Origin of the sequence: Corynebacterium occultum, from assembly GCF_009734425.1 — a bacterium.
Classification (GTDB): Bacteria; Actinomycetota; Actinomycetes; order Mycobacteriales; family Mycobacteriaceae; genus Corynebacterium; species Corynebacterium occultum.
The window spans coordinates 1,152,874-1,166,226 of sequence record NZ_CP046455.1 but is presented as its reverse complement, the minus strand read 5'-3'; the positions used below and the strand labels follow the sequence as shown (position 1 = coordinate 1,166,226).

Here is a 13,353-nt window from a genome sequence, read left to right as displayed (position 1 = left end):
AAGACAGTTGTACCAGCCACCCCAGATTCCCGGCCATGCAGCGTCGGCTTACACCCCCACAAGACCGCTTATCGACGCCCACACCTGCCGCAGGGCAGGCGCCCCCTCCCACCCAGGGGTTAGGCACCCCCCTCATGTGTGCAAAACCATTCATTAAGCAGGGATCGTTAGCAAACCGTGATACTCGCAGGTGAAGTGCCTTAAATCTGCCACCTGACAGGTGAAATAGCCGATAACACCGCCCACCATAATTTGAGACGCCGCACACACCCAACCTAGCGTCGCTAGATGCACCTCTTCTACTGGTGGGTAATAACCAGTAGATTCAGGTGAGTGATTTAGAACACAAATTCTTCATTTGAAACCCCTGCACGAATCCGGCCAGCCCGGATCCCACAACCATTGAGGAGGAACCGGTGTCAGAGACAACCTGGTTCATCATCGCCATCGTCATCTATATGGCGGCGATGCTGGCGATCGGCTTCTGGAGCTACCGCAAAACCACCAAATATGATGACTACGTCCTCGCCGACCGTGGTCTCCACCCCTTCGTCGCCGCACTATCAGCCGGTGCTTCCGACATGTCCGGCTGGCTGCTCATGGGCCTGCCCGGTGCCCTCTTCGTCACCGGCATGTCAGAGCTGTGGATCGGCATCGGCCTGCTGGTGGGTGCCTGGGCAAACTGGACCTGGGTCGCCCCCAGGCTGCGCGCCTACACCGAGGTGGCCAATAACTCGATCACCCTGCCCTCCTTCTTCGAGAACCGGTTGCGCGACAAGTCCCGCTCCTTGCGCTCCATCTCGGCGGTGATCATCATCTTCTTCTTCACCTTCTACGTCTCCTCCGGTATGGTCGCCGGTGGCCGTTACTTCGAGTCCACCTTCGGTGGTGAGTACCTGATCGGCCTGGGTGTGGTCGGTGCCATCACCGTCATCTACACCTTCGTCGGCGGCTTCCTGGCCGTCTCCTACACCGATGTGGTGCAGGGCCTGATGATGTTCACCGCCCTGATCATCGTGCCGGTCATGGCGCTGATCGCCCTGGACAACCCCTCCGACATTTTCACCTGGGCCACCGAGAACGCCTACGGCCCCTATGAGGCCGGCAACCCCACCTACTGGTCCATGATCTCCGGGGTCTCCCTGGCCGCCATCATCGGCAACCTGGCCTGGGGTCTGGGTTACTTCGGCCAGCCCCACGTCGTGGTCCGCTTCATGGCGCTGCGTACCTCCGCTGACGCCAAGCAAGGGCGTCTGATCGGTATCAGCTGGATGTTCCTCTGCATCGTCGGCGCCACCGCCACCGCCATCATCGGCACGGTCTTCTTCTCCCAGAACCCGGACATCAGCATCACCGACCAGTCCGCCTTCGAGACCATCTTCCTGGACATGGCCCGCATCCTCTTCCACCCCCTGATCGCCGGACTGGTGCTCACCGCGGTGCTGGCGGCCATCATGTCCACCATGTCCTCCCAGCTGCTGGTCGTCTCATCCTCCCTCATCGAGGACCTCTACAAGATCTTCAAGAAGGACCTTCCCAGCGAGAAGTTCCTGATCAACCTCTCCCGGATCATGGTGGTCATCGTGGCGCTCATCGCTGCAGCGCTGGCCATCAACCCCAATGACTCCATCCTGGGTCTGGTCGGCTTCGCCTGGGCCGGTTTCGGTTCCGCCTTCGGCCCGCTGATGCTGGCCTCCCTCTACTGGAAGCGTCTCAACTTCGCCGGCGCCCTGTCCTCCATGATTGTTGGCGCCCTGGTCTCCACCGGTTGGGGCATGCTCGGTGGCGGCGACATCATCTACGAGCTGGTCCCCGGCTTCCTCGCCTCCACCCTCGTCCTCATCGGTGTCACCCTGGCCACCAGCTCCCCGCAGCCGGAGATCACCGAGGAGTTCGACGAGGCAGTCCGGCTCTCCAAGGCCGCCGAGGAGAACCCCGAGCTGGAGATCTCCGAAACCAAGGAAAAGATCTAGGAACCAAACTGGTCCCCTACTCCTTTTCTGCCGGATCCCCGCTGCCCACCCCCAAGGGCAGCGGGGATTTCCCCTTTCCCGGGCAGAGAACACCGGCAGCACAAACAGCTGCCCGGGAACCTTTGGGGAACTCCCGGACTCCAAGGTGATATGGAACCCAAGCGGATCTACCTTCACCTGCTCATCCTGGCAACCCTGATGGCTCTGATCGCAACGGCAGCACCACAGCTGCACTCAGACCCCGTGGTGCCCGGTGGCACCCCACCCCCGCTCCACGACTCCCTCGCCCAGATCCCGGAGCTTGGTCAGCGCAGCAAAATTCTGGGCTATGAGCGGGAACATTTTGGTTCGGGCTGGTCCGCGGCACCCCTCCCCCATGCATTCTGCGAAATCCGGGACCTGATCATGGCCGCCAATGTGGGCGCCGAACTCGGGCATGACTGCGAGGTCCGGGGCAGCATGATCGACCCTTATAGCAGCCGGCTCCTGGAGATCAGGGGGGTGGTGATCCGGTGGAACTTGACCATGTCCTGCCACTCAGCATCGCCTGGGACCTGGGCGCCCATGCCTGGACCCCACAGCAGCGCCGCGCCTTTGCCAATGATCCCGCCAACCTGGTGCTCACCTCACGGGAAGCAAACCAGGAGAAATCCAACCTGCTGCCCTCGGAGTGGCTACCCCCGGATCGTGGTGCCCGCTGCTGGTATGTACGCAAAATGGCTCATGTGGTGGCCACCTACGGACTGCCGTTTCCGGCGGAGGAACAGACGGTGATGAAAAAGCAGTGCCGGCTGCGCGAAATCTGGCGGCCGTGAATAGGCTGGGGCTCTAAGGATCAAGAAGATCACCCATAGTGCGCTGAAAGGCCCCGATCTCCCCATGATGACCACCATCTTCATCTTCCTGCACGTGCTGACCGCGATTCTCTTCCTCGGCCCAGTCACCGTAGCCACCTCCTCTTTCCACGTCAGGGCCCTGGAGGCCCATGAGGGGAACACCCGCTCCGGGAGTGTGGCGAAGCTGCTCCACCGGATCACCAACACCTATGGCATGCTCTCCATGTTGGTCCCCATCCTGGGTGTCGCCATCATGTTCACCAATACGGACTATTGGTCAATGGGGAATTTCCATGCCGCAATCGGTTTTTCGGTGGTCGCCTGGGCCCTGCTGATCTTCCTGATCATCCCCCGCCAACGGCAGATGGTCGGCGTCCTGGGTCTGCTCGATCCGGAGGAGGTTGAGGGCCGGAGCTTCGAAGTCAAGGACTGGAAGACGGCCAAGAGCCAGCTGTCGATGTTCGGCGGGATCTTCGCCCTGCTCTGGGTGATCATCCTGCTGTTGATGTTCCTCTAGCAGTCACTCCCCCTACCGGCCAAGGAACTTCTGTGGGCCATACCTTTGGGTGCGGCCCTTATGGTGCCTCACCCAGATAGCACCCAAGCAAAAAGAACCCGCTGTCCTTCCCTTGAGGAAGAACAGCGGGTTCTTTTTTGGCTGACTAGCCGGCTGCGGTATTAATCGCGCCAGCCGCCACGGCCACCACGATCATCGCCGCCACGGCCACCACGGTAACCACCGCGGTCTCCGCCGCCACGGCCACCACGGTCGCCGCCGCCGAAGCTGCGTCCGCCACGGCCACCACGGTCGCCGCCGCCGAAGCTGCGTCCGCCACGGTCATCGGAACGACCCGGCTGACCGTTGTCAGGCTCGATGTTGATCAGCTGACCCGAGATACGGGTGTCTGAGAGACGATCGAGGACATCCTTGCCGAGGCCCTTGGGCAGCTCGACGAGGGTGTGGTCCACGGCGATGGTGATGCGGCCGAAGTCCTTGGAGTTCAGGCCACCCTCGTTCGCCAGGGCGCCGACGATGGCACCCGGACGGACGTGCTGACGCTTGCCCACCGCGAGGCGGTAGACCTGCATGTCGGCGCTGCGCTCGAAGCGGGAACCGCCACGCTCGCCGCCACGGTCACCACGGTCACCACCGCGCTCACGCCCACCACGACGATCATCGCGGTCGAAACCACCACGACGGTCATCACGCTCGAAGCGGTCACGCTGCTTCTGCGGCGGCAGATCCTTGAGCAGGAATTCCTCACCGGACTGCGCCTGGGTAGCCAGGGCAGCGGCAATGTCCTCCAGCGGGACATCATTCTTCTCGGCGTATTCCTTGACCAGGTTCCGGAAGATATCGACCTGCTTGTCCTCGAGGGACTTGGTCAGCGAGTCGTTGAACTTGATCTTGCGGGCCTCGTTCACGTCATCGACGCTGGGCAGGTCCATCTCGACGAGCGGCGCATTGGTCGCACGTTCGATGGAGCGCAGCATGCGGCGCTCACGCGGGGTGACGAAGAGGATCGCCTCGCCGCTACGGCCGGCACGGCCGGTGCGGCCGATGCGGTGGACGTAGGACTCGGTGTCATTCGGGATGTCGTAGTTGAGCACATGGGAAATGCGCTCAACGTCGAGACCACGGGCAGCAACGTCGGTGGCAACCAGGATGTCCAGGCGGCCGTCCTTGAGCTGATCCACGGTGCGCTCACGCTGAGCCTGGGCGATATCGCCGTTGATGGCTGCAGCGGAGAAACCGCGGGCGCGGAGCTTCTCGGCGAGTTCCTCAGTTTCGTGCTTGGTACGCACGAACATGATCATCGCCTCGAACTCGGTGACCTCGAGGATCCGGGTCAGGGCATCAAGCTTGTTGCGGTGTGCAACGTTGATGTAGGTCTGCTTGATGTTGGTGGCCGTACGGGTCTCGGACTTGACCGAAACCTCAGCCGGGTCGTTCAGGTACTGCTTGGAGATGCGACGAATGCCATTGGGCATCGTTGCGGAGAACAGGGCGACCTGTTTGCTATCGGGAGTGTCGGCGAGGATACGCTCGACATCTTCCTGGAAGCCCATGTTGAGCATCTCATCTGCCTCATCAAGGACGAGGAAACGCAGACCGGAGATGTCCAGGGAGCCCTTCTCCAGGTGGTCGATAACACGACCGGGGGTGCCGACGACGATCTGTGCGCCGCGACGGAGACCGGACAGCTGAATACCGTAGGCCTGGCCGCCGTAGATCGGCAGCACCTGGATCTTGCCCAGGTGATCAGCGAAGGACTGGAAAGAGTCAGCGACCTGGAGCGCGAGCTCACGGGTCGGTGCCAGCACCAGTGCCTGCGGGGCACGCACGGTCGGATCGATACGGGCGAGGACCGGCAGCGCGAAAGCTGCGGTCTTGCCGGTACCGGTCTGTGCCAGGCCGACGACGTCACGACCCTCCATCAGGAGGGGGATCGTCTCAGACTGAATAGGAGAAGGGGCTTCGTAGCCGACCTTCTTGACAGCGGCCAGAACTTCATCGGGAAGTCCTAAACCTTGGAAACCGGGGGAGTCGTTGTCCGCATCCGCGGAGCCGGTGGCCTCAGAAGTGTTCGCATCCCCGTTATTCTGGTCCGCCTCAACCGGCGCTGCAGTGTCCTGGCCAGCGGCCAGTACATCTTCAACGTTGGTGGGTGCGGATGCAGCGTCAACTGCAATATCCTGCGAAGTATCCTGAGATTCCGACGAAATAATGTTGTCCGGTTCTTCTACGCCACCGGCGACGTTATCGGTAATGCTCATTGCGGAATAACTATACGGCATTATTTCCCGGAAAGCTATTCCGCCCGGAAAAGAGTCACCTCACAGGGGCCGCAACGGCATAAAACCAGCCTCCCTCCCCTGCCCGGAGAGCTGCCGGAACGGTACCCTGAACATCCCAAAGCGGCCTGCCAGCCAGCACTTTCCGGATTCCCCTGCCCCGCGGGTAATCTCTTCCTTTGGTTATTCCAATCTTTCCAGCTCCCGCACGCCACCACTTATATCAGTGCCGCGCGGGTCACCCAGAGCAGAATCCGCGAGGTTGCCACATGGTTGACTCCACCGCCGGCACGGTGCCGGCAAGTCCCACCACTTTTAAACGCCGGGGGCTGAAGGCCCGCCACATCCATTTCATTGCCCTGGGTTCGGCGATCGGCACCGGCCTCTTCTATGGCTCCGCCGGCGCGATCCAGGCCGCCGGCCCCTCCGTGCTACTGGTGTACATGCTCGGCGGCGCGGTGGTCTACTTCATGCTCCGTGCCCTGGGTGAGATGTCGGTACACCACCCTGTGCGGGGTTCCTTCGCGGTGTACACCCGCGCCCACCTCGGCGGCTGGTCCGGTTATATCACCGGCTGGATGTTCGCCTTCGAGATGCTGATCGTCTGTTTGGCTGACCTCACGGCGATCGCGATCTACATGAAGTTCTGGTTCCCGGATTCCCCGCAGTGGATCTGGGTGGCCGCCACCCTCCTGATCGTCGGGGGTGCGAACCTGGCGAGTGTGCGCTGGTTCGGTGAACTGGAGTTCGTCTTCACCATCATCAAGGTCACCGCGGTCATCGCGATGATCCTCGGCGGTGCCGCCATCCTCGCCTTCGGCCTGGGCACCGATCCAGAGATCGCCGGCATCTCCAACCTCTGGGAGCACGGCGGTTTCTTCCCCCATGGTGTGGAGGGCATGATCGCCGCATTCATCCTGGTACTCTTCGCCTTCGGCGGCACCGAGATCATCGGCGTGGCCGGTTCCGAGGCGGAGGACCCCGACAAGGCAGTGCCGAAGGCAGTTAATACCGTCCCGGTGCGCATCCTCCTCTTCTATGTGGGCGCGATCGCGGTCATTCTGGCCCTGAACCCCTGGCCCTCGATCACCGGCGAGGAGTCTCCCTTCGTCCAGATCTTCTCCACCCTGGGCGTGAACTGGGCAGCCGGCCTGCTCAACCTCGTGGTGATCACCGCGGCGCTCTCCGCCATCAACGCGGATCTCTTCGGTGCCGGCCGGGTACTCACCGGCCTGGCGAAGGAGAACCTGGCACCGCAGGCGATGGGCAAGGTCAGCAAGTCCGGCGTCCCGGTGATGACCACCGCCATTCTGCTGATCGTGTTGCTGGTCGGCGTGGTGCTCAACGCCCTGCTGCCGGAGGAGGTCTTCGTTATCGTCGCTTCCCTGGCCACCTTCGCCACGGTCTATGTCTGGCTGATGATCCTGCTCGCCCAGGTTGCCTCCCGCCGCAAGATGTCCCCGGAGGAGATGAAATCCCTGAAGTTCCCGGTCCCCTTCTGGCCCTATGGCCAGTACTTCGCGATCCTCTTCATCATCTTCACCTTCGGTATCATGGTCTGGTACGCCGACTATCACCTGGCACTCGGGGTAGGTGTGGGCTTCCTGGTTCTGATGACAGCCCTTTACTTCCTCACCGGCCGGCCCCAGGCCATCCGGCCGTTGAGCTATGAGGAACTGGATCCGATGAAGGATTAAGCTTCCCCTGCTTATCGACGACCCCGCCCAGCACCAGCTGAGCGGGGTCTTGCCATGCAGGGGGCGCGGATAAAATTTGGCATATCAATATAAAGACATGAGGAGCTATTTGTGCTTATGCTCACTTCATTCAAAGTTGTGTGAACAAAACCACAGGAGTTTCCTTGTCTCTCTTCACCGCTCTCCCCCGCCGCTCCGCGCTCCTCCTCAGCGCGGCCGCCCTGGCTTTCACCACCGGCATGCCCCTCGCCAGCGCTCAGACCACCCTCTCAGTCAACTGCGATGCCGGTGATTCCCTGGCCACGGCAGTCAACGCAGCCACTCCGAACACCACCATCAACCTCAGCGGCACCTGCGAGGAAGCCATCCACATCCCCCGCACCACCAACGGCCTGACAATCAACGGAGGCGGGGAAGCCACTGTCGTAGAGCCCGCCCATGATGCCCCGCCCACCGGCCCGGGATCTTTCACCTTCTTCATCGAAGGCCAGGGAGTGAACCTGACAGGCCTGAACATCAGCGGCGGCGCCCATGCGGTCCACCTCTCAGGACCTGCCTTCGCCACCATCACTGACAACACCATCACTGACTCCGGGGGCGCTATCCATCTGGATAAGGACTCCACCGGGCAGATCGCCGGCAACGCCATCAGCGGCAACCACGGCTACGGCATCAATCTGCAGGAGAACTCCTACGCCCGCATCGGTTTCACCGCCCCCACCCGCGGGCTGAACGGCAACACCATCACCGACAACGAGGGCCCCGGGATCGTCGTCAAGCAGTGGTCGACGGGCTGGATTTCCGGCAACACCATCAGCGGCAACCAGGGCCACGGGGTGTGGATCGACCGCAACTCCCTGGGCGAGGTCTACGACAACACCATCGAAAACAACACACTGGATGGCATCAACATCTCCCAGGGTTCGGGGCTCAGCCTGAACCCAGAGGGTAAGGAAGCCCCCTCCAGCGTGGCAGGAAACCGCACCGTCGCTGGGTCCCATAACGGGGGTTGGGGCATCCGCTGCAGCGTCGGTGGTTTCGTCTCCGGCGAACCAGACACCCTCAACGGTGAGCAGGGTCCCGCTGAGATCACCCAGGGCTGTGAGGATAACCGTTCAGGACAGACACCGACCAAGCCGCAGGAACTCTCCTCACGGATTCAGCTTTCCTCTTAAGGGCCCCGCCCCGTTGAGCACCCTGCCCATGAAGCTCGACCCCTGCTTCGCCCCCAGGCCGAAAATACGCTGGGAGAGTTCAGTTGCACCCCGCTGCAAACAGGTCACCACCATTTCTTTTTCCTTCTCCCCAATATCGCGGGAGGTCAGAAAAGTCACGGTCAGCGCCACCGCTGGGCGCTGCAGGTGGTCCAGCACCGGAACCGAGAGACTCCGGAAACCACGCACGCTCTCATCAATTTCCTCAGCAAAACCGGCTTCCCTGATCTTCTGACATTCAGTCTGGAAGTCTCGCCAGCTCAGTCCGGCACTTTCACCGATGGTATAGACAGACCTTGCCTCTGTCTCGGGCAAAGCAGAGATAATCGCCCTACCCGAAGCAGTACGTGCGGCAGATAGACGTGCCCCCGCCGCGAGACTCGAGACAGGTGCCCCAGGGCTGCGATAGTCATAGAGGTAGAGAACTTCCGGTCCCACCAGCCGGGCGATCTGCCCGCAACCGGCCACCACCTCGGCGGTATTCCTGACATATTTTGCACCCAGGTTCACCAATGGTTGCTGGGTGGCGTACACATTCGCCAGGGAATAAGCGGCAATACCCAGACCATAGGTCTTTTCCTCGGGCAGGGGCATCACATATCCGGCCTCTTCCATCTCCGTGAGGAGGTGGTAGACTGAAGACCTGGGAATTCCCAGTTCCGCAGTGATGCGCGACGCGGAGAGCGGTACGCCCACAGAGCTGAGTAGGTTAAGGATTCGCAGGGCGTTGCGAACCGCTGGAACCTGCACCATTTCCTTTGAACCTTTCCTCGCAAAACCCTTAAAGACAGTCTGTCTCGTATAGGAGACTACTCCAGCTTTTAAGTGTATAAAGATAATTTTTGCATCTCTAACCTTGATGGTATGACTGAACTGGCACGGGAACTGACTTTTAGTTCCCGCGACGATGTAAAAAATTTCTCATGTAATTGGTCGGCGGCTCCCGATGAAGACTTCCCCGGCGTGGTACTCCTAGGATTCTCAGCCCATCCAGGGGACCCTATCCGTGAAACCCGGAACGCCCTGACCTCCCTGAAAATTCAGGATGACACCCCGCGCTATAACGCCGGAGACATCAACCGGGACCTCAAGTCCGCCGAGGTTGAACTCTCCAACTCAGTGCTGGAACTTCTTGAGGAACAGCACCTCGTGGTCGTCCTCAGCGACGGACCCGACACCATCTTCGCCTCCCACCGCGGCCTACGGGCAGCGGTAGGGCTATCCACCATAGTGGCCCTGGAAGCCCAGTTCGAACTGAAGTCTGGTTCTGCACCGCAGAAAATCTCCCAATTGGAGGGAAAGCAGTTTTCCTACGCCTCCTTCAGTTTCTCCCGCGGCACCTGCACCCGGGGGCTATTCCACACCACCCTTCCCCCGAATATACGGGTAACCACCGCTGCACAGCTAGCACAGATGACCCCCGAAGAAGCGGCCGCCACCGCCCTCGAGTCAGTGTCGGACCAGCCCTTCATCCACCTCAGCATTGACCTGAGGGTGCTATCCCTGCTCGAGGCCAGCGGCATCAGCCTCGCCCACATCCGGGCGGTGGTCACGGCGCTGGCAGGCACCGGGCGCCTAAAGCTTATCGACGTCCTGAACCCCCTCCCCCACGCCGACGCCGAGGAACCCCTCGCTCAGGTCGCCGCGCAGCTTATCGAGGATGCGGTGGGGGCTGTTTAACTCAGTTTAGTTCAAATTATTGCAGCAGTACTCGCTCGGGATTGGCTGATCAACCAGATTTACGATATTTTCTGGTGATGAGCCCGTCTCTGGCTGGTGGGCACCTTGAAACCAGCATGATGCTGAGAAAGGTAATCTCCCACCATGCCACGCAAGACCGGACTTAGCCCGGATTTTTCACGTGAATTCGTTTCGTGACGAGGACTCGGGGGTGACTGGTTGCAGGGTCGACGAGATCCCGGCGGGTACTGGTGCCGGGGAAACCAGGTTCCAGATCCTTGACGTAGTGGGGACTGTGGACTGCGCAGTGATAAAAAGCGGGGCAACCAACAAGGTTCCCAGGGTAAGGATCAGGCGGTAGATCTCAGTCGTGAGAGACCGTGCTCCAATAGCTCGCGGTGGGTGGCAGCCCCGTCGAAGCGGATACTCAAGCGTCGGGCGTGACGGACCACGACACCGGCGATTGAGAGTATTCGGGCGCGTAGGGTTTTTGGTTCCCACACCCACCACCGCTGTCGGGGCGTAGATCCTGCCGGGGGTGTGGCAGCGGTGATCATCTGGGCCCAGCTGATCAGGTTCATCGCCAACACCGCCGAATGAGCCCAGGCCTGGTTCATCCGGAAGGTTGTATGCGGGAGTTTCCCCAGGCCACAGTCCTTCATATCCCGGATGCGTTGCTCACAGCGACCACGTGCCCGGTGGAGTTCATCCAGGCGCTGGGCGTGGCCTTTCCGGTTGGTGACAAACATCTGTATCCGACGCCCATCGACATCCACGGTGCGCAGCTGCGCACCACGGGCGGCGTGCTCGACCCGGATGATAAACCGCATATCCGGTGGATAGTCCTCTATGTTGATCCCGGTGGCGGATGGTCCCAGGGTACGAACCTTGGTGGAGATATCAGCCACGTAGGCATCATCAATGTTGCTGATAGTGCCCTCGGGGCCGATAACGCCCTGCTTGGTGACCTCGGTCAGAGTCGAGGCAATATCGGCGATGAGCCAAGAGGTCGCTAATCCCACCGAGTACGCCAGGCCTTGCTGGTCGAGGTGGTTGATGAACTTCTTGGTCCCGCCGGCTGCATCGGTCCGGACCAGCAAACGACGACCCCAGGGCGCACCATCAGTGTGGCCAGGCAGAGCTGCCATCGTCTGATTCATGACCGTGATGTGGTCAGCGGCGGTATTGGATCCGGCGCTTCCGGGTCGCAGTAGCACTGAGACCGGCTCACCGGTCAAACCTTGCCCGTGGTCGATGATTGCGGCCAGTGGGTGGAAACCGAAGTGTTTCTTCCACGTCGGACGAGCGTGTTCCTTATCCGAGTGGGACGTAACTTCCGTGGCATCGAGGTCGATGACCAGCGGGTTCATAATGGTTGCTGTGGTGGCGGGGTTGCGGGTTCCACAGGCTGCCCAGGCTGTGGTGCGGGCGGTGTTCATCCCGGCCAGCACCGCGTTGGTGCCCGCATCATTGACTAATGCAGTGCTGTTGTCATCACTCTCACTGGAATCGTGGAGTTCTTTGTGCCGGCGGTGGATGGTGGGGTCAGACGGGATCTTGTCGATCAACCCAGTCGCGACCAGTGGGTTGAGCAGGTCAATGTCGCTGGCGTCGTCACCACCGATCGCCAGGGACAGTGCGAGGGCGGTCATGGTGTGTCCGGTGGTGTGGACCAGGGTTGGTTTCTGAAGGTCGCCGAGTGCGGTGTCGATCGCATCAGCCACGCCGACCCGGTCGGCGGTGGATGCCAGTAGCATGAGTCCGGCGTTGGAACAGAGTTGGGATGTGGTGGGGGTATCGATATGAAAGCTGGTAATCTTCACCGTGAAGGTGATCCTTTCGAGCAGGTGTGTGGAAGCGTCAAGAACTCCCATTTTACCTGCTCAGGATCACTTTCTTTGTGTTTTCAGGGCCTTTCCCGCCCTATTCCCGTGAAAACAACGGGCTAACCACAGCAACTAATGTCCTGCGCCGTTAATTCGCTGCTAGATCATTGTAAAATGAGGTATGGCGCAACGAGGGCCAGCATTGGCCGCATTGACACTGTCAGAAGACGAGCGCGACCAGCTGGAGCGATGGGTACGTCGACGAAAATCCGCCCAGGACCTCGCATTGCGCTCGAAGATCGTCCTGGAATGCGCGACCGGGATATCTAACTCGGAGGTCTCCCGCCGGTTGAGGGTTTCGTTGCCCACCGTGGGTAAGTGGCGCTCCCGGTTTATCGACAAGCGCCTCGATGGGCTGGTCGATGAGCCCCGGCCGGGTCGACCGGCAACGATCGGTGTGGACCAGGTCGAGCAGGTCATCGTCGATACCCTGGAATCAACACCAGCGAATGCGACCCACTGGTCGCGGGCGAGCATGGCCGAGAAGTCTGGCCTGTCGAAATCTACGGTCGGACGGATCTGGAAAGCATTCGGCCTCAAACCCCATCTGGAGGAAGGGTTCAAGCTCTCCACCGATCCGCTGTTCACCGAGAAGGTGTACGACATCGTCGGACTCTATGTGAATCCGCTGGAGTCGGCGGTGGTGTTGTCGGTGGATGAGAAAAGCCAGGTCCAAGCCTTGCAGCGGTCCCAGCCGACGTTACCGATGATGCCGGGCACACCCGAGCGCCGCGCGCCCGATTATGTCCGGCACGGCACCACGAGTCTGTTCGCGGCACTCAACGTTGCTGACGGAACGGTGATCTCGTCGATCCATCGCCGGCACCGGGCCGTGGAGTTTAAGAAGTTTCTGGCCAAGATCGACAAGACCGTCCCGGAACACCTTGATGTCCACGTGATCTGTGACAACTATGCCACGCACAAGCATCCCCGGTTTCATATGCATTTCACGCCGACGTATTCATCCTGGATCAACCAGGTCGAGCGACTGTTCGCTGAAGTGGCCTGGGAGCTTCTCCAGCGCTCGGATCATCGCAGTGTCCAGGCCCTGGAGAAGGATTTACGTAACTGGGTGAAAGCATTGAACGAGGATCCCCAGCAGTTTATCTGGACGAAAACCGCGGAGGAGATCCTTGCCTCTATCGCCCGATACTTGAAACGAATTAACGGCGCAGGACACTAGCGCCACCATAAGACCTACCCCTTGTAGCTGTCGAATATTCATCGGGAAGATGAAGTCCACGAGATATTTTCGGGACATAATCAACTGC

At 60.7% G+C, this 13,353-nt stretch carries 10 protein-coding genes; 7 read left to right on the top strand and 3 right to left on the bottom strand.

From position 1 onward, the window contains the following. The first annotated feature begins 416 nt into the window (after window positions 1-416). From putP to COCCU_RS05490, 3 genes are all read left to right on the top strand, one after another. Complete coding sequence (gene putP, locus COCCU_RS05500) at window positions 417-1,973, top strand: sodium/proline symporter PutP (protein ID WP_156230588.1); 1,557 nt, start codon at window positions 417-419, stop codon at window positions 1,971-1,973. A gap of 512 nt (window positions 1,974-2,485) precedes the next feature. Continuing rightward, window positions 2,486-2,788 (top strand): HNH endonuclease family protein, encoded by a 303-nt coding sequence (locus COCCU_RS05495; protein WP_156230587.1) that lies wholly within the window; start codon window positions 2,486-2,488, stop codon window positions 2,786-2,788. 67 nt (window positions 2,789-2,855) lie between these two features. After that, on the top strand, window positions 2,856-3,326 hold the full coding sequence (locus tag COCCU_RS05490) for a DUF2269 domain-containing protein (RefSeq protein WP_156232624.1): 471 nt from the start codon (window positions 2,856-2,858) through the stop codon (window positions 3,324-3,326). A 161-nt stretch (window positions 3,327-3,487) separates the two neighbouring features. Here the strand turns inward: COCCU_RS05490 and COCCU_RS05485 are convergent, their stop codons facing one another. Then, entirely contained in the window at window positions 3,488-5,587 is a 2,100-nt protein-coding gene (locus tag COCCU_RS05485; protein WP_156230586.1) for a DEAD/DEAH box helicase, read from the bottom strand. Window positions 5,588-5,898: 311 nt separating this feature from the next. Here COCCU_RS05485 and COCCU_RS05480 point away from each other — a divergent pair, with 311 nt between their 5' ends. Continuing rightward, the gene (locus tag COCCU_RS05480) at window positions 5,899-7,302 is read left to right on the top strand and encodes an amino acid permease (RefSeq protein ID WP_407924164.1); all 1,404 of its coding nucleotides are present in this window, start codon (window positions 5,899-5,901) and stop codon (window positions 7,300-7,302) included. 164 nt (window positions 7,303-7,466) lie between these two features. After that, the gene (locus tag COCCU_RS05475; RefSeq protein ID WP_156230584.1) at window positions 7,467-8,477 is read left to right on the top strand and encodes a right-handed parallel beta-helix repeat-containing protein; all 1,011 of its coding nucleotides are present in this window, start codon (window positions 7,467-7,469) and stop codon (window positions 8,475-8,477) included. Here the strand turns inward: COCCU_RS05475 and COCCU_RS05470 are convergent. Then, window positions 8,454-9,269: an IclR family transcriptional regulator gene (locus COCCU_RS05470; protein WP_156230583.1), complete on the bottom strand. Its 816-nt coding sequence runs from the start codon at window positions 9,267-9,269 to the stop codon at window positions 8,454-8,456. The two genes, COCCU_RS05475 and COCCU_RS05470, sit on opposite strands and share 24 nt — an antisense overlap. A gap of 111 nt (window positions 9,270-9,380) precedes the next feature. Between COCCU_RS05470 and COCCU_RS05465 the strand changes: the two genes are divergently transcribed. Next, the gene (locus tag COCCU_RS05465) at window positions 9,381-10,196 is read left to right on the top strand and encodes an arginase family protein (protein ID WP_156230582.1); all 816 of its coding nucleotides are present in this window, start codon (window positions 9,381-9,383) and stop codon (window positions 10,194-10,196) included. A 350-nt stretch (window positions 10,197-10,546) separates the two neighbouring features. Here the strand turns inward: COCCU_RS05465 and COCCU_RS05460 are convergent, their stop codons facing one another. Continuing rightward, complete coding sequence (locus tag COCCU_RS05460; RefSeq protein ID WP_269434469.1) at window positions 10,547-12,070, bottom strand: IS1380 family transposase; 1,524 nt, start codon at window positions 12,068-12,070, stop codon at window positions 10,547-10,549. 133 nt (window positions 12,071-12,203) lie between these two features. On the opposite strand from COCCU_RS05460, the gene COCCU_RS05455 reads away from it, so the two are divergent. Continuing rightward, the gene (locus COCCU_RS05455; RefSeq protein WP_156230581.1) at window positions 12,204-13,265 is read left to right on the top strand and encodes an IS630 family transposase; all 1,062 of its coding nucleotides are present in this window, start codon (window positions 12,204-12,206) and stop codon (window positions 13,263-13,265) included. Window positions 13,266-13,353: the final 88 nt, after the last annotated feature.